Source organism: Cupriavidus pauculus, assembly GCF_002858765.1.
Classification (GTDB): domain Bacteria; phylum Pseudomonadota; class Gammaproteobacteria; order Burkholderiales; family Burkholderiaceae; genus Cupriavidus; species Cupriavidus pauculus_B.
Window position 1 is genome coordinate 19,730 of record NZ_PJRP01000024.1, and the last position, 15,820, is coordinate 35,549.

General features: G+C 63.3%; 16 protein-coding genes. 8 read left to right on the plus strand and 8 right to left on the minus strand.

Annotation, left to right across the window (positions count from 1 at the left end; translation table 11 throughout):
- Window positions 1-701: 701 nt before the first annotated feature.
- From CYJ10_RS31015 to CYJ10_RS31030, 3 genes are all read right to left on the minus strand, one after another.
- Complete coding sequence (locus CYJ10_RS31015) at window positions 702-1,280, minus strand: hypothetical protein (RefSeq protein WP_101685278.1); 579 nt, start codon at window positions 1,278-1,280, stop codon at window positions 702-704.
- 153 nt (window positions 1,281-1,433) lie between these two features.
- On the minus strand, window positions 1,434-1,958 hold the full coding sequence (locus CYJ10_RS31020) for a hypothetical protein (protein ID WP_101685279.1): 525 nt from the start codon (window positions 1,956-1,958) through the stop codon (window positions 1,434-1,436).
- Window positions 1,959-3,939: 1,981 nt separating this feature from the next.
- Entirely contained in the window at window positions 3,940-4,176 is a 237-nt protein-coding gene (locus CYJ10_RS31030) for a hypothetical protein (RefSeq protein WP_101685281.1), read from the minus strand.
- A 1-nt stretch (window position 4,177) separates the two neighbouring features.
- Between CYJ10_RS31030 and CYJ10_RS31035 the strand changes: the two genes are divergently transcribed.
- Both CYJ10_RS31035 and CYJ10_RS31040 read left to right on the plus strand, forming a co-directional pair.
- A complete protein-coding gene (locus CYJ10_RS31035; RefSeq protein WP_101685282.1) occupies window positions 4,178-4,654 on the plus strand; it encodes a hypothetical protein in 477 nt (158 codons plus the stop codon).
- 488 nt (window positions 4,655-5,142) lie between these two features.
- Window positions 5,143-6,492: an MFS transporter gene (locus CYJ10_RS31040; protein ID WP_101685283.1), complete on the plus strand. Its 1,350-nt coding sequence runs from the start codon at window positions 5,143-5,145 to the stop codon at window positions 6,490-6,492.
- A gap of 21 nt (window positions 6,493-6,513) precedes the next feature.
- Here CYJ10_RS31040 and CYJ10_RS31045 read toward each other — a convergent pair whose 3' ends face one another.
- The 5 genes from CYJ10_RS31045 to CYJ10_RS31065 all read right to left on the minus strand — a co-directional run bounded on the left by CYJ10_RS31045 (window position 6,514) and on the right by CYJ10_RS31065 (window position 10,042).
- Window positions 6,514-6,756, minus strand: coding sequence for a hypothetical protein (locus CYJ10_RS31045; protein WP_146002156.1), 243 nt, complete (start codon window positions 6,754-6,756; stop codon window positions 6,514-6,516).
- Window positions 6,729-7,076, minus strand: coding sequence for a PKD domain-containing protein (locus CYJ10_RS31050; RefSeq protein WP_101685285.1), 348 nt, complete (start codon window positions 7,074-7,076; stop codon window positions 6,729-6,731). Before CYJ10_RS31050 ends, CYJ10_RS31045 begins: the two co-directional genes overlap by 28 nt.
- A 241-nt stretch (window positions 7,077-7,317) precedes the next feature.
- On the minus strand, window positions 7,318-8,313 hold the full coding sequence (locus tag CYJ10_RS31055) for a tripartite tricarboxylate transporter substrate binding protein (protein ID WP_101685286.1): 996 nt from the start codon (window positions 8,311-8,313) through the stop codon (window positions 7,318-7,320).
- A gap of 43 nt (window positions 8,314-8,356) precedes the next feature.
- Entirely contained in the window at window positions 8,357-9,169 is an 813-nt protein-coding gene (locus CYJ10_RS31060) for an SDR family oxidoreductase (RefSeq protein WP_101685287.1), read from the minus strand.
- A 30-nt stretch (window positions 9,170-9,199) separates the two neighbouring features.
- Window positions 9,200-10,042, minus strand: a complete 843-nt coding sequence (locus tag CYJ10_RS31065; RefSeq protein ID WP_101685288.1) for an IclR family transcriptional regulator — start codon at window positions 10,040-10,042, stop codon at window positions 9,200-9,202.
- 326 nt (window positions 10,043-10,368) lie between these two features.
- Between CYJ10_RS31065 and CYJ10_RS31070 the strand changes: the two genes are divergently transcribed.
- From CYJ10_RS31070 to CYJ10_RS35140, 6 genes are all read left to right on the plus strand, one after another.
- Window positions 10,369-11,232 carry a branched-chain amino acid ABC transporter permease gene (locus tag CYJ10_RS31070; protein WP_101685289.1) on the plus strand — a complete coding sequence of 288 codons (864 nt, stop codon included), beginning with the start codon at window positions 10,369-10,371 and terminating at the stop codon, window positions 11,230-11,232.
- Between the two features lie 12 nt (window positions 11,233-11,244).
- Window positions 11,245-12,273 carry a branched-chain amino acid ABC transporter permease gene (locus CYJ10_RS31075; protein ID WP_101685290.1) on the plus strand — a complete coding sequence of 343 codons (1,029 nt, stop codon included), beginning with the start codon at window positions 11,245-11,247 and terminating at the stop codon, window positions 12,271-12,273.
- A complete protein-coding gene (locus CYJ10_RS31080; RefSeq protein ID WP_101685291.1) occupies window positions 12,266-13,030 on the plus strand; it encodes an ABC transporter ATP-binding protein in 765 nt (254 codons plus the stop codon). The genes CYJ10_RS31075 and CYJ10_RS31080 overlap by 8 nt, the downstream gene beginning before the upstream one ends.
- The gene (locus CYJ10_RS31085) at window positions 13,017-13,724 is read left to right on the plus strand and encodes an ABC transporter ATP-binding protein (protein WP_101685292.1); all 708 of its coding nucleotides are present in this window, start codon (window positions 13,017-13,019) and stop codon (window positions 13,722-13,724) included. Before CYJ10_RS31080 ends, CYJ10_RS31085 begins: the two co-directional genes overlap by 14 nt.
- 45 nt (window positions 13,725-13,769) lie before the next feature.
- Complete coding sequence (locus CYJ10_RS31090; RefSeq protein WP_101685293.1) at window positions 13,770-14,942, plus strand: ABC transporter substrate-binding protein; 1,173 nt, start codon at window positions 13,770-13,772, stop codon at window positions 14,940-14,942.
- A 194-nt stretch (window positions 14,943-15,136) separates the two neighbouring features.
- Window positions 15,137-15,820: hypothetical protein (locus CYJ10_RS35140; RefSeq protein ID WP_219621563.1), on the plus strand; the 684-nt coding region annotated here is incomplete at its 3' end.

Sequence of the window (15,820 nt, forward strand, 5' to 3'; positions counted from 1 at the left end):
GCCGAACCATCAAGTCACGCCAGACGACGTCTATGAGGAAGTCGCTGCTACTGCGGTCGCTTACATGGTGGACTGTGGCCTGAAGGCACCGAGCCAAACATCACGCCTCGGCGAGCGCGGCAAACCGCCGCTTGGCGATGCCTCGGCGGTCCTCAAACGCGCGAGCGTTGGCAGAGCAATGAGCAGCTCTGCATTCGCCTCATCGAATACACATCGCTTTACGAGCGATTGTCCGTTGTTCATGCTTGGTAATTCAATTGGGTTGCGAGCCCAGCCGATCAGCGGCTCGCACAGACATGTGTTGCCTGCATGTAAGTGTAGGTTTGCGAAGGTACCATGATTTGAGCAGGGGCGCTCAGGATGACGTGGCCGCCTCAGTAGACCTAGCTCAAATCAGTCCGCGCCGCCTCCGCAAGCCAAACGTCCACGTCTGTCCGACGCCAGCGAAGTGGAAAGCGCGGTCCGAGGTAAGCAGGCGCGGGCAACGTATGAGGTTGTCGTTTGGAGCGGCGAAGGACGGTAGCAGGACTGACCTTGAGGATGGCGGCGAGGTCGTGCGCGTCTAGGTAGGCGGTCGATGGCGGTTGCATGCCGAGTATAGGCACGCCCATCAACGCATTCGTGCCGCTTGAAGCAACGCTAGCCAGCGGGCGAGGACCACAGCCCTCGCCTCACTTCGAGCCACTCGCTGCCGCGCCAACTCACAGCCCCGCAGGCGAGAGTACGACTTTGAGCCCCTTGAAGTCGTCTGGCCGTGGCAACGGGGGCACGCGGCTAGACAGCAGTGGGTATGTAGCAGGATGATTCTTGGCATACTCCACCATGCATCCCCACGGCTCGGTATCGCCCCAGACTTTTCGTGTTTCCGCGAGCTCGCCAGGCGTCCGAGCAATGTCAGGCATCTCTGGAAAATAGAATCGATAGACCCACTCGCTACATTGCTCAATACCAAGCACAATAGGCAAGACCTTATTGTGTCTCCACATATAGATAAAGTCCCAGATGTCTGAGCACTTCGCATCGGCAAGCCAGCGAATCTCTAGGGCGCCAACGGACAATGTAATCACAATGATCGGGTGCGCACCGAGCTCCATGCTTTCGAAGGAGACGGTCGCCGGCGAACAATCCTGCGGCAGGTTGGCCAAGTCCGAGGCGGCTACAGGGCATGTCAACGCACCAGCGTAGAGAAGCAGCCCTTCCGGCATCTCCGGCTTGCGCCAGAATCGCGCGAGAAGGTCAAATTGTCCTACGGCATTCACACCGTTACCAAAATCGTTCATTCGTTTCGCGTTGTTGGATCGCAAACCAAGCGACGTGCTGGCTCGCACAGGCGCGACGCCTGTATATGAGTGTAGGTTCGTAGCGACGTCATGATTTGACGCGCCGGTGAGATGGAGATGAGCGCAGCAATTTGCTGCGCTCAAGAGGTGCCACTAGCGTGGGACGACATAGTCGACGTAGCGATACAGCAGTCCGTCATGCAGGACGTGCCCAAACGCGCATCGGGCCCACCAGAATGACAAGTAAAAGAGAGGCTCGTCCTCGAACTCCCGCGCACGAGCTTCCCAGGCGTCGAAATCTGCAATCAGCTTCTCCGCCACGGCAGGACCTACGGGAGAGCACCCAAAGCTTCGATGGAGCATCTCGTAGAACGGCCCGCCTGGCGCGTTGTTGTCTTCGTTCTCTTGGTCATAGCCGACAAGGCGGGCAAGCGCAGCATCCCACTCTAAAAAATCGCCATAGGTGAGTTTGTATTCGAAGCAATGCTCGTAGCTGTAGACGGCATCGCACAGGTACTCGGGCCGAAGATTCGGGCAAGTTCTGTGCGGCATATCAAGGCTCGTGATGAGCTCGACGTTTTGCCTGTCCTTGGCCGTCACCGGGTCGACCTCGTAGGTGAACGGGTCAGGCTTTTCCTCCAGCAACTTCAGGCCTCGCAATACTCGATAAACGTACATTTCCACTCCTGCATAGAACTCAGATCGTGAGCGCTCCAAGCGGTGCGCTCTCGCAGCTTCGATTGGGCTGCAAGGCGTATAGGACGGGATGGAGTAGATGACAGGCGCTGAAATTGGTCAGAAGGAGTGAAAGGTCCTTCCCGTCGGCGACGCCGAACCGAAATCGCTCATGCAGAGAGGGAGATTTCGTCGCGGCGGCCATCACAAAGATTTTCGCGGAATCCGTGCGATCTCCGACCGGGCGCCGACGCCACGAAAGGAGCAGGCTGTAACGTTGCGGCGCCCCTTTTCAAGCTTCGACCCAGTTCATCTGCACCGCCCCGCCCTTCGCCGCACGACCAAAACAGCAGCGCAGCCACCAGAATGCGAGGCGAAACTCTGCGATTGGGGTCAGTCCTGCTGAGCAATGACCCCTGCACGGGCGACGATGCCTTCCACATTCGCAGCGGCTGACATCGTGATAGCCTCTTGCCGCTTTTTCAGAAACTCGTCGGTTACGTCTTGAGTAGTAAGAAGCCTCGCGTCAAACGCCGCACAGCATTCTATGAACGCAGACGCGGCTGCGCTTTTCCCCGGCGGCCCCACGAGAAGATAACGAACACCGGGGGAGCTGACTCTTACCGCGTCACCAACATTTGTGACGGTGACGAAAGGCGTTATCCAATACTTCCCTCTTGAGGCAAACAAACCAAAGATGTGCAAATGTCGTTGGTATGTCCGAAGTATTCGCCACTCCTTCAGACAAACTTCCAAAGTCGAGGTCTCAATGGCAAGTGGCGGCGCATCGGGAAAATCGCCTGGGGCGGCAGTTCGGCACCGAGTTGCGTTGTGGGGGAGGCATGCGCGCGTCATAGTGAGTGCACCTCCGGAAGATAATCCGAGCTGACGTCGGTCTCCTCCCTAACGTCATTCACCCTAGCCCAAACCGCCCAGGTGTGCATTCCATCCGGGTCTTCGCCGGGCTCTCCCATAAGGACGTAACGGCGACCACTTCTGGTGGTACCAGTTCGAGTCGCGTGGTCGAACGCTTCGATGGCGGAACTGACTCGACCAGAGTTGCTCGTCACACACCGACCTACGAAATGGTGTTCCTGGCGTTCTGTTTGGATAACTTTCCATCGACAAAGAGTTATCTCCGGTTGATCGCCAACCGATGCTACTGACCAGACAGGCATGATGCCCCCTGTGGCAATAGATTCTTCCCGCGATGCACAACCGTGCGCATTCGAAATGCCCGCCGACGACGCACGAATTGCGGCAGTCGCGCCAACGGCTCACCGATGGCAACTGCGACTCAGGGGAAGTGGATGGCGCCGCCTGGGAATAGTTCTGCTTATTGCGGTCGGCGCATGTGCTCCTGATGGGAGCTCAAGAGGCAGTCTAGGCTCTATGCGCTCAGATTCAAGTGCGACAGCGACCGGCTTAACGCGCCTCATTAGTCACGTAATGGACTCTGACGATCCTTCGTCGGAAGGTCGCATGCAGGCATCTTGCCTCACATTAAAGCAAACGAACATTTGCGAACATGCCGACGGCAGAATCCTGGCGATTCGGCAATTTTTCGGCAAAAAGTGGCGAATATACCTTTGCTGCGGCACAGCAAGTGTTTACGCTTAGGCGGCTTTATCCGCATAAAGTGACGTCAAGATGAGACGCCGGCGTCAAGTAACGACTTCGCTCTTTGCTGCACCGCACCCAACAACGACAGTAGGCGGGATTCCGGGCGATTTTGGTAACGACTTTATTGTTCCCGGACAACCGCTGACAGTACGGCCAGCTGCACAGGACGAACCGGTCGAGCCCTCGCATTTATCCGAAATTCGAAAGGTAACACGCAACGTCCCAGCACTGCGTGAGCAACCTGCTATCCCCGAAGTAGTTTTAAAAATAAAAAACTTATCCAAGAATTGGGATTTCAATTTCTCCCAACTCAAAACCCGTCCCCTCCAGCTTTCTTCGCCGCTCCGCAGACTCCGCATAATCACATCATTTTAAAATTAATGGTGATGGATTCGCTATGCGTACGAAAACGGGTTGATGATCCCTTGCCATGCAGCAGATACTGGATCGCACTCAGGAATCCCTGGCGCACGCGCTCTCCGCTCTCACGCATGACGGGCGGCGCCAGCAACAGCTCTATTGCGCCGCCGTCGAGCTGCTGATAGCCATCGTGATCGTGCCGGGGCTGTTGCTCGCCGGACTGGTTGCCGCGCGTCATCTTGATGTTCGCCGCAGCCGTGTGGCGCATCTCCGCGAAGCTGCAGAGCCAGACGTCCTTCCTGTGTCGCACGGCCCCGACTGTCGACTACTATCTCGCCACATCCAGTGACGCCCCGCCCGACCCCGAGATGATTGGGCAGGTTCGCCGTACTGGCGTGGCGCGGTCGCCCGATCGCAAATATGTGCTGCTGGTGGCTGGCCCTATGTGTGCGGCCTGGGCGGCTACGCTGCTGCGCATAGTTTGGCAACTGCAGCAGATCGCCACCGCCACGTTCACCACTGGAATGGCATTCGGGTTCGATATGCAGGCGTACGTGGTCGCTCCCTATGCATCGTTCGCTATCCCGGTGTCTCCCGGCGGGATCGACTCGGCTGCGAACCTCGATGCCGGGTCCGTCACCGCCTGCGCAACGACATTGCGCGCGGCGTCGTGGCGGAGACAGATCATCCCGATAGGCCTCATGCCATACCGTTAAGCGGCCGGCACGACAACCCACCAATTCCATCCCTCGAAATTGCGCGATACAAGAGTATGCTGCTCGAACACCTGAAGAACGGCGGTCTCCGGAGCTGACCGCCATCCCGCTGCGTCACGATCCCGTGGCGCTACGCCATCGGGCGCATCGGTCTGCGGGGGCTTTCCTTGTCGCTGATGACAAGGTGCGGCTGTGCCGCCAGGTGGAATCGCTCTGCGATTAGGCAGCAGTTGGACGGCAATCACGGCATCCGGCAATGAGTTGGATGAAGCGGTGCAAGCGTGCCGCAACGAGACCAGCGCGCTGGATGATGGACCCGTCGGCGTGAGGCTGTACGGCCGTGCGCGCACGCCACACATTCAATCGGGGAGGAGAGCCAGATTTGCATGGTCCGCCATGGCGGACCATAATGGCGCGTCCGAGCGCGCCGGTATTCTGCTGCGGGTTCAGGATTTTCCAAGAACAGCGCAAGCCGTCCACCCCTCCTGATGCAGTCCCACCAAGGTCTTCCGCGCCCCCAGCGTACCTGGGCAATCCTGACAGTGTTCTGCGGCTTGATCATGGCCGTTCTGGATGGATCGATCGCCAATATCGCCCTACCCTCCATTTCGCGTGATCTGCAGAGCGACCCGGCACGAACCATCTGGGTCGTGAACGCCTACCAGCTCTCGGTCACGATCTTCCTGCTGCCTTTGTCGTCGCTCGGCGAAATCCTCGGCTACAAGCGCGTCTACCGGGTTGGGTTGGCGACGTTCCTGGTGGGGTCGCTGCTGTGCGCGCTGTCGCCAACCCTGTCGCTGCTAGTTGCAGCGCGCGTGATACAGGGCATCGGGGGCGCCGGCATCATGAGCGTCAATACCGCGCTGGTGCGCTATATCTATCCGCCAACCCGGCTAGGCCGTGGCATCGGTCTCAATGCGCTGGTGGTCGGCGTCACCATTGCGGTGGGGCCGTCGCTGGGCGCGCTGATCCTGGGTTTCGGCAGCTGGCCCTGGCTCTTCGCGGTCAACGTGCCGGTCGCCATCTTCGCGCTGGCGCTATCGCACCGCGCGCTGCCCGAAACACCCCCGCAACCGCGGCCATTCGACTATCCCAGCGCCGTGCTGTCCGCCGTGGTCATCGCGTTGTTCGTGCTTGGCGTCGACGGGCTGGGACACGAGACGTTGCGTATTGCCGGCGTGGCCGGCCTGCTGCTGGCCATCCTGCTTGGCTGGTTGCTGGTGCGCCGACAGCACGGCAACCCGGCCCCGCTCGTGCCGGTCGATCTGTTTGCCAGCCGCGCCTTCACGCTGGCCGTTGGCACGTCGTTCTGTTCGTTCATGACGCAGATGCTGGCATTTGTCGCGCTGCCGTTCTATCTCGAGTACCAGCTTGGCCGCAGCCTGGCGGAGACTGGCCTGTTAATCACGCCATGGCCGCTGATGGTGGCCCTCATGGCCGCCCTGTCGGGCCGGTTGTCGGATCGATATCCCGCCAGCGTGCTGGCCGGCGCGGGGTTGATGATGCTGGCCGCGGGGCTAGTCGGCCTGGCCGTGCTGAGCCCGAACGCGGGAAGCCTGGACATCGCCTGGCGCACCGCGCTGTGCGGCATCGGCTTCGGGTTCTTCCAGTCGCCCAACAACCGCGCCATGATCAGTGCCACACCGCACGAGCGCAGCGGTGGCGCAAGCGGGGCGCAGGCCACGACGCGCCTGCTTGGACAAACCACGGGCACTGCGGTGGTGGCCCTGCTGTTCAGCCTGGATCGCGGCGACGCCGCCCGAACCGCGCTGTATGTGGCCGCCTCGGTGGCAACCATCGGCGCCATTGTCAGCTTGAGCCGGTTGCGCGATCGCTAGGCCGCTGATGGACTGGACGCCTCAGCGCTGCCCGTTCCGGTGGGCCATGCCGAGCGCCCTCTCGATGCGCTCCAGGCGTTCCAGCCACGTGGGCGCATCATCCGGCGCCGGGACCGCCCCACCACCGTGGCCACCGGCATCGCGAATCTGGTTGTGAGCGCCTTCCACCGAAATCACGGTAGATCCGGCCAGCAGCAATGCCAGCGCCGCCATGCCGCCCTTGCCGCGCGCTCCCTTCACACCTCGCACGCCTTGATTTGCCATGATTTCCGCTCCGTCATTGCGCCGCTCTCGACCTGCGTGCGCCCGGTGATGACGGCCACCACGTCGCCTTCTGATGCTTCGCCGGGGACCACCGTCAGGAAGATCGCGCTCTGGTCCGTATCGGTGCCGTCATTCACGGTCAGCTTGACCCAGTAATCAGTGGGAGCCGTGACCAACAGCGTGGCGCCTTCCACCAGCCCGTCGGCGCTGCCGTTGAACGGCAGGTCGCCGGCGTCCCAGACATAGGTCAGGGGATTGTCATCGGGATCGGACGAGGCTTCCGCGGACAGCGCGTACGATGTACCGGATTCCAGCGTCACGTGCGCGACGTGGGCGGCTCCTGAGCCTTCGTCTTGACCACCAGGCTCTGGCTGTCGGTGGCCATCTTGCCGTTAAAAACTGCCTAACGCAACTGGTGTCGCGGCTGCGGCGCGCGCTGCATCCGCTGGACCGGGACAGTTGCGTGTCGGCGGTGCCCAAGGTGGGCTACCGCTTTCGTCCGCAGACTGGCGCGGCGGCGCGTGCCCTCTGACCGCTAGCCGCCGCCTTTGCGCCGTGTCTTTATTCGGCCTTCGCGCCCGATTCCTTGACGACCTTGGCCCACTTGGCCATCTCGCTGCGCTGGTAGTCGGCCAGCTTGTCAGGCGTGCCCAGCACCGGATCCAGGCCCAGCGTCTTCAGCTTGGCCTGGACGTCAGGCAGCGTGAAGATCCGGTTCAGCTCGGTGTTGAGCTTTGCGACGACGTCCTTCGGGGTATGGGCCGGCGCGAAGATCGCAAACCAGGAGGTGGCCTCGTAACCGGGCAAGCCCTGTTCCGCGATGGTGGGAATGTCCGGCGCCGATGCCGAGCGCTGCGCACTGGTCACACCCAGCGCGCGCAGCTTGCCCTCCTTCACCACCGGCAACGCCGAAGGCAGGTTGTCGAACATCATCGTGATATGGCCACCCAGCAGGTCCGGAATGGCCATGGCCCGGCCCTTGTACGGTACATGTACGATCTTCGTGCCGGCCATGGTGTTGAACAGCTCGCCCGCCACATGCAGCGACGTGCCGACGCCCGGCGTGCCGAAGGTCAGTTGCCCCGGCTTCGACTTGGCCAGCGCGATCAGCTCCTGGACATTCTTCGCCGGCACCGACGGATGCACGACCAGCACGTTTGGCGTGGACGCCACCAAAATCACCGGCGTGAAGTCCTTCACCATGTCATATGGCATCTTGCTGTAAAGCGCGCCGTTGATCGAGTGCGTACCCACGGTGCCCATAGCCAGCGTGTAGCCGTCCGGGGCGGCATGGGCCACTGCTTCGCCGCCGATGTTGCCGCCGGCGCCGGGCTTGTTGTCGACCACCACCGGCTGACCCAGCGAGAATTTCTCGGAGAAAATGCGTGCCAGGATATCGGGCGCCCCGCCGCTCGGAAAACCCACCACGATACGGACGGGCTTCGTCGGGTAGGCATCGGCGGCCTGCACGGCAGGCGCTGCGGACACGGCGGCGAGAGTGGCCGTGGCGGCCAGCATCCCCAGCACCTGGCGGCGCCGGATCATTCGAGCACGCATGATTCTGTCTCCTGAATCGTCTTTTATTTAAATTCGGGTGCTACTAGACGGCGATATTGCCGAATTCCTTCGTCACCTGATCGTGCAGGCGACGCATGCCGCGCAACCAGCGATCGTAGTCCTGCCCCTTGCGGCGATAGTATTCCAGCACCTCCGGATGCGGCAGCACCAGGAAGCTCTCGGTGGCCATGCCCTCCAGCGTTTTCTCGGCCACGTGCTCCGGCGTGACCGACCCCGCCTGCAGGAATCCCTTGCGCTCGCCGCCCTCGCCGAACAGCATCTTCGTCTGCACGCCCTGCGGGCAGATGCAACTTACCTTGATGCCACGATCGCCATACGTGATCGACACCCACTCGGCAAAGCCAATGGCCGCGTGCTTGGTGACGGCATACGGCGCAGAGCCGATCTGCGACAACAGGCCGGCGGCGGACACCGTATTGACCAGATAGCCGTCGCCGCGCTCCAGCATCTGCGGCAGCACGGCCTTGGCAGCATGGATGTGGGCCATCACGTTGATGTTCCAGATCCGCTGCCATTCGTCGGCGGACGCTTCCAGCCCCTTGCGCAGGATGATGCCGGCGTTTGAGCAGAAGACGTCGACCTGGCCAAAACGCTGCGTGGCGGTATCGACCAGACCCTGCACTGCGGCGGCATCGGCCACGTCCACGCGCTGCGAGAAGACCTGGCACTCCGGCGCGACGGCCGCCGCTTCGGCAGCCACCTGCGCGGCACCGGCGGCATCGATGTCGGCCACGGCGACACCGCGCGCGCCGGCCTTGGCAAATGCCAGCACCAGCGCCCGTCCAATGCCCGTACCGCCGCCCGTCACGATCACAGTCTTGTTGCGAATCTCCATCGATAGCTCCTTCTCGTTTTCAGAATCCGGTCACGCGGGTTGCCACAGCCGCGTTGCAAGTGTGTCGGCCAGCTCACGAATGCGCGGCCCAAGGTTACCTTCGAGGACTTCCGGAGACAGCCGCGTCGACGCACCGCCGATATTGATCGACAGCACTTCGGAGCCGTCCAGCAGCCGGACGGGCGCTGCCGCGCCGCTGACCGACCTGTCCCACTCGGCATGGGCCACGCAGAAGCCACGGCGTGCATGCTCGCGCATGGCGCGTTCGAGCCGGGTTCGCACACCAGGCCAGCGGGCGCCGTGCTGGCGCTCCAGTTCGGCCATCACGGCCGTGCGCCGCGGCCCAGGCAGCCCCGCCAACCAGGCGCGGCCGATCGCCGACGTTGCCATCGGCAACCGCGATCCCGGTGTCAGGCGCATGACCAGCGCGCCACGCGGCTGGCAGACTTCCAGGTAGAGCATGTCGTGCCGATCCGGCGCCGCCAGCGCGACGGTACATCCCGTGGCAAATGCAAGCGACTGCATCAGCGGCTGCGCGACGTTGCGGATGCCAGCGCCGGACAGATAACGCTGCCCGGGCAACATCGCACCCTGGCCGATGCGGTACTTCTCCTGGTCTTCCACGTAGACGAGATAGCCGACGCTGGCCAGCGTGTACGTGAGTCGCGACACCGTGGGTCGGGGAATACCCGTACGCCGGGACAGTTCGGCGTTGCCCAGGAAGTCATCGCCCGGGCCGAAGGCACGCAGCAGCTCCAGCCCGCGCGCCAGCGCCGTGACGAAGTTACGGTCCTCGCCATCCATCGCGTGTGCGGCCTCGCACGACACCAGGGCGGAATCGGGCGGCTGCGGAATCGAGGTCGTGCGCTTCATGGTGCGATTGATATCAGTTTCCGTGCCCGATACACGACGCTATGTAGCGAAATCATTGGGGCCATACGCGCCATACATATCGCGGCCAATATGCCCCACGCCACCCCGCACCGGGCCACTTGCACGCTGAAATCAGGGAATTCACCGACGTGGCACGGCGGCATGCGGGCTAGCTATTTCGCGTATCGGAATACTACGTCCGATTGCTTGACGCTCGCTGAATCGCTATGCAAAGTCGCCGAAAACGAACGACCGTGCGAGAACACGACACGGCGTCAGAGACAGCGCGGGTGCCGTCATGGCACACCAACGCAAGGAGACAACGCATGGCCTTGTTTTTCCAGCAGTTCCTCAACGGTCTCACCCTGGGCGGCGTCTATAGCCTGGTGGCATTGGGACTAACCCTTGTCTACGGCATCCTGCACGTGCCCAACTTTGCGCACGGCGCGTTGTACATGGCCGGTGCGTATGTGTCGTACTTCGCGATGACCACGCTCGGCCTGAACTACTGGCTGGCCATGCTGGCCGCTGCCGCAGTGGTGGCCGTGCTGTCGATGCTGGCGGACCGCCTGGTCTTCCACCCGCTGCGCAACGCGCCCGAGATTCACGACATGATCGCCGCCATCGGCATCCTGCTGTTTCTCGAAGCCGGCGCGCAGGCGCTGTGGGGCGCCGACTTCCACCGCATGCCCACGCCCTATGGCCAGATGGTTGAAATCTTCGGCCTCACCGCGCCGCTGCAGCGCCTGCTGATCATCGTCGCCGCGTTCGGGCTCATGGTCCTGCTGCATCTGTTCCTGACGCGGACGGTCACCGGGTCCACGATCGTCGCCATGGCGCAGAACCGTGAAGGCGCGGCGCTGGTCGGCATCGATGCCATGCGCGTGACGCTGCTGGTGTTCGCCATCTCGGGCGCGCTGGCCGCGATTGCCGCCACGCTCTACGCGCCGATCAACCTGGTGTACCCGAGCATGGGCAACCTCGTGATCACCAAGGCCTTCGTGATCATCATCCTGGGCGGCATGGGCAGCATTCCCGGCGCCATCGTCGGCGGGCTGATCATCGGCATGGCCGAGAGCTTCGGTGGCTTCTACATCTCCACCGACTACAAGGACATCATCGCGTTCCTGCTGCTCGTGATCATCCTGTCGGTGCGTCCGCAGGGCCTGTTCGCCGGCCGCGCCGCCTGAGGAGACACCGACATGAAAGCACTGCAAGGCAAGACGGGCTGGACGCTGCTGCTGGCCGCCGCCATCGCGTTTCCGCTGGTGGTTCCGAACAGCTACTTCCTGACCGTGATGACGCTTGCGTTCATCACCGCCATCGCCACGCTCGGGCTGAACCTGCTGACCGGCTACACCGGCCAGCTCAATCTGGCGCACGGCGGCTTCATGGCCATCGGCGCCTATACGCTGGGCATCCTGACCGTCGACCACCAGTTGCCGTTCTGGCTGGCCTTCGCGCTGTCGGGCGTGGTCTGCATGGTGGTGGGGTGCGGCGTTGGCGTGGTGTCGCTGCGCCTGAAGGGCCACTACTTCTCGATCTTCACGCTCTGCGTGGGCTACATCATCTACCTGGTGATCGAAAAGTGGGAAGGGCTGACCCACGGCGCGGTCGGGCTGATCGGCATTCCGGTGCCGGCCGCGATCGGACCGATTGCATTCGACAGCGTGCAGTCCCAGTACTACCTGGTGCTGTTCTTCCTGGCGATCGGCACGTTCGTGATGCACCGGATCGTGGGCTCGCTGCTGGGCCGCAGCTTCATGGCCGTGCGCAACAGCGACGCGCTGGCCGAGGCGCTCGGCATCAACCTGATGCGCACCAAGGTGATGTCGTTCGTGCTGTCGGTGGCCTATGCCGGGTTCGCCGGTGCGCTCTATGCCGGCCAGGTGCGCTTTCTGGGGCCGGACATCGCCCGCACCGACATCACGTTCGACATGGTGATGTCGATGCTGGTCGGCGGCACCGGTACGCTGCTGGGGCCGCTGCTGGGCGCCGTGCTGGTGCCGTGGGTCACGCAGACCCTGCAGTTCCTGCAGGACTACCGCATGCTGGTGTTCGGCCCGGTGCTGATCCTGCTGATCATCTTCGTGCCCGACGGCATCGTGGGGTCGTACCTCAAGCGCCAGGCGCGCCGCGCCGCCGCGCAGCGCCGTGGCCAGCTGGCCGCCGCACGCGCGGCACAGCCCGCCCCCGTCCCCACCACCCACCCGGGAGCCGAGAATGCTTGAGATCCGCAACCTGACGAAGACCTTCGGCGGCCTGACCGCGGTACACGATGTCTCGGTGACGTTCGAGACCGGCCATATCAACGCAATCATCGGCCCCAACGGCGCCGGGAAGACCACGTTCTTTAACCTGATCGCCGGCACCCACGCGCCGTCGTCGGGCCAGATCCTCATCAAGGGCCAGAACGTGGCCGGCCAGCGGGCCGACCAGATCGCCCGGCTGGGTGTGGCCCGCACATTCCAGGCCACGTCGCTGTTCGATCGCGCCACGGTGCTGGACAACCTGATCGTCGGTCACCGCCTGCGCACCAAATCCGGCCTGGCGGACGTGCTGCTCAACTCGCGCCGCCTGCGCGAGGAAGAAAAACTGTGCCGCGAGAAAGCCGAGGCGGCGCTCGATTTTGTCGGCCTGTCACACCTGGCGCATGAGATCGCCGCCGACATCACGCAGGAAGCGCGCAAGCGCGTGGCCTTTGCCCTCGCCCTCGCCACCGACCCCGACCTGCTGCTGCTCGACGAGCCGGCCGGCGGCGTGAACCCCGAGGAAACCGTTGGCCTGGCGGAGCTGATCCGCAAGATGGTGCGCCATGGCAAGACGGTCTGCCTGATCGAACACAAGATGGACATGATCATGCGGCTGGCCGACAAGATCATGGTGCTCAACTACGGCGAGAAGATCGCCGAGGGCACGCCCGCGCAGATCCAGCAGGACCCGCGCGTCATCGAAGCCTATCTGGGAGCCGACCATGTTGCAGCTTGAACGTGTCTCGCTGTCGTACGGCAGCTTCCGTGCGCTGGACAACATCACGCTGCACGCCAAGGCCGGCGAACTGGTGGTGCTGCTGGGCGCCAACGGTGCCGGCAAGAGTTCGATCTTCCTGGCGATGAGCGGCATCCACCGCACCAGCGGCGGCAGCATGCGCTTCGACGGGCGCGAACTGGGCGGCATGAAGCCATCGCAGATCGTGCAGGCCGGCCTGGTGCATTGCCCCGAGGGCCGCAAGCTGTTCCCGGCCATGAGCGTCGAGAAGAACCTGACGCTGGGCGCCTATGTGCATCGGCGCGACCGCGCGGGCATCCGGACGACGCTGGAAGAGGTCTACGAGATGTTCCCGATCCTGCGCCAGAAGAAGGATGACCCGGCCGGCTCGTTGTCCGGCGGACAGCAGCAGATGGTGGCGCTGGGCCGCGCACTGATGGGCCGACCCCGCGCCCTGCTGCTCGACGAACCGTCGCTGGGCCTGGCCCCGCTGGTGGTCAAGCAGATGTTCGAGGTGATCCAGCGCATCAACCGCGCCGGCACCACGGTGCTGCTGGCGGAACAGAACGCCTACGCGGCGCTTGGCATCGCCCATCGCGCCTATGTCATCGAAAACGGCCGCATCGTGATGGAAGGCGACCGCGACGCGCTGTTGAAGGACGAAGGGATTCGCAAGGCGTATATCGGCGGATGAGGTTCGCCAGGTTCAGTCCATAAATAAATCCAAAGGAGACAACACATGCAACAGAAGACATTGGGTCGTTTCTTCGCGCTGGCCACCTGCGCAGCCGCCGCCATCATCGCCTCGTCGCCGGCCCTGGCGCAGGAGGTGGTCAAGATCGGCTACACGGGTCCGCTGTCGGGCGGCGCCGCGCTCTATGGCAAGAACGTGCTGTCCGGTATCCAGATGGCCGTGGATGAAATCAACGCGACCGGCCTGCAGGTGGCCGGCAAGAAGGTGAAGCTCGAAGTGGTGGCACTGGACGACAAGTACGCGCCGGCCGAAGCCGCCATCAACGCACGCCGCCTGGTGCAGCAGCACAAGACGCCGGCCGTGTTCGTGCCGCACTCGGGTGGCATCTTCGCGCTGCAGGCCTTCAACGAGCAGGAGAAATTCCTGGTCATGGCCTATTCGAGCGTGCCGCGCATCACCGACGCCGGCAACAAGCTCACCATCCGCATTCCCCCGGCCTACACCGGTTATATCGAGCCGTTCGTGAAGGCGCAGATGAAGCGCTATGGCAAGAACGTGGCCATGGTGCCGGCAGATCACGACTACGCCAAAGCCTGGGTGCAGGCGTTCGTGCCGGCCTGGGAAGGCGCCGGCGGCAAGGTGGTGGGCAACAACCCGATGTCGTACACCAAGGCCACGGACTTCTACACCGGCGTGTCGCGCGCCATCGCCGACAAACCCGACGTGATGTTTGTGGGCGGCCCGTCCGAGCCTACCGCACTGGTGGTCAAGCAGGCCCGCGAACTGGGCTTCAAGGGCGGCTTCATCATCATGGACCAGGCCAAGATGGACGAGATGGCCAAGGTGACGAACGGCCTGGCCATGCTGGAAGGCTCGATCGGCGTGATGCCGCTGGTCAACGACGCGCGACCGGCCGCGCAGGCCTACAACGCCCGCTACAAGAAGCTGCACGACGGCCGCGACGCCACCACGGAGATGTCGCTGAACTACACGATGACCTGGGCACTGGCCAATGCGATGAAGCTGGCCGGCACCACGACTGATGCCACGGCGATCCGCGCCAAGATGCCCGACGCGGTGAAGGCGCTGGCCAAGGAAGTGAATCCGAACGAGGTGGATGGCATCGACGCCAAGGGCGGCTCGGTGGCCGATACCGTGGTGGGCTGGGTCCAGAAGGGCAAGATCGAGCCGGTGCGCCTGTCGGAGCTGGCCAAGTAAGCACGCGGCGGGACCGAGAGAAGGAGAGAAGGAGAGAGAGAGGCGGAGGGGGCTGTACCCGGCTGGCGGGCGCATGCCAGCAGTGATGTAGCAGTACAAAAAAAGCGTAAGTGGAGAGAAACGAAGGGCGTCCGGCACAACCGGACGCCCTTCGTCTTTGCAGCGCGAGATCAGCGGCGCTCGTCGTTACGCGCTTGCTGCTGCGCCTGGCGGGCGTGCTCCTGCTGGACCCGCTGTTGCTGCTGCTGTTGCTGCTGCTGGCGCTGCTGGTCCTGGAACTGCCGTTGCCTGTCCTGCTGCTGGCGCTGTTGCTCCTGGAACTGGCGCTGCTGCTCCTGGGCCTGCCGCTGTTGCTGCTGCATCTGTTGCTGCTGCTCCTGCGCGCGCCGCTGCTGGTCCTGCGCCTGCCGCTGCTGCTCCATCTGCTGGCGCTGCGCTGCCTGCTGCCGCTGCTGCTCGAACTGCTGCCGCTGTTGCTCCTGGAACTGGCGCGCCTGGTCCAGTTGCTGGCGTTGCGCGGCCTGCTGACGTTGCTGCTCCATCTGCTGGCGCTGCTGGTCCTGGAGCTGCCGCTGCTGCTGGTCGCGCATCTGCGCCTGACGCTGAATATCCTGCTGCTGGCGCTCCTGCTGCGCACGCTGCTGATCAAACTGCTGCTGACGCTCCTGCGCCTGCCGCTGGACGTCCTGCTGCTGGCGCTCCTGCTGTGCACGCTGCTGATCGAACTGCCGCTGGCGATCCTGCGCCTGGCGCTGGACGTCCTGCTGCTGGCGCTCCTGCTGTGCACGCTGCTGATCGAACTGCCGCTGGCGATCCTGCGCCTGGCGCTGGACGTCCTGCTGCTGGCGCTCCTGCTGTGCACGCTGCTGATCGAACTG

Excerpts from the sequence above, each read along its gene's own strand:
- CYJ10_RS31015 (WP_101685278.1), bottom strand. The coding sequence starts at position 1,280 with ATGAACGATTTTGGTAACGGTGTGAATGCCGTAGGACAATTTGACCTT.
- CYJ10_RS31020 (WP_101685279.1), bottom strand. The coding sequence starts at position 1,958 with ATGTACGTTTATCGAGTATTGCGAGGCCTGAAGTTGCTGGAGGAAAAG.
- CYJ10_RS31030 (WP_101685281.1), bottom strand. The coding sequence starts at position 4,176 with ATGACGCGCGGCAACCAGTCCGGCGAGCAACAGCCCCGGCACGATCAC.
- CYJ10_RS31040 (WP_101685283.1), top strand. The coding sequence starts at position 5,143 with ATGCAGTCCCACCAAGGTCTTCCGCGCCCCCAGCGTACCTGGGCAATC.
- CYJ10_RS31045 (WP_146002156.1), bottom strand. The coding sequence starts at position 6,756 with ATGGCAAATCAAGGCGTGCGAGGTGTGAAGGGAGCGCGCGGCAAGGGC.
- CYJ10_RS31055 (WP_101685286.1), bottom strand. The coding sequence starts at position 8,313 with ATGCGTGCTCGAATGATCCGGCGCCGCCAGGTGCTGGGGATGCTGGCC.
- CYJ10_RS31060 (WP_101685287.1), bottom strand. The coding sequence starts at position 9,169 with ATGGAGATTCGCAACAAGACTGTGATCGTGACGGGCGGCGGTACGGGC.
- CYJ10_RS31065 (WP_101685288.1), bottom strand. The coding sequence starts at position 10,042 with ATGAAGCGCACGACCTCGATTCCGCAGCCGCCCGATTCCGCCCTGGTG.
- CYJ10_RS31070 (WP_101685289.1), top strand. The coding sequence starts at position 10,369 with ATGGCCTTGTTTTTCCAGCAGTTCCTCAACGGTCTCACCCTGGGCGGC.
- CYJ10_RS31075 (WP_101685290.1), top strand. The coding sequence starts at position 11,245 with ATGAAAGCACTGCAAGGCAAGACGGGCTGGACGCTGCTGCTGGCCGCC.
- CYJ10_RS31080 (WP_101685291.1), top strand. The coding sequence starts at position 12,266 with ATGCTTGAGATCCGCAACCTGACGAAGACCTTCGGCGGCCTGACCGCG.
- CYJ10_RS31085 (WP_101685292.1), top strand. The coding sequence starts at position 13,017 with ATGTTGCAGCTTGAACGTGTCTCGCTGTCGTACGGCAGCTTCCGTGCG.
- CYJ10_RS31090 (WP_101685293.1), top strand. The coding sequence starts at position 13,770 with ATGCAACAGAAGACATTGGGTCGTTTCTTCGCGCTGGCCACCTGCGCA.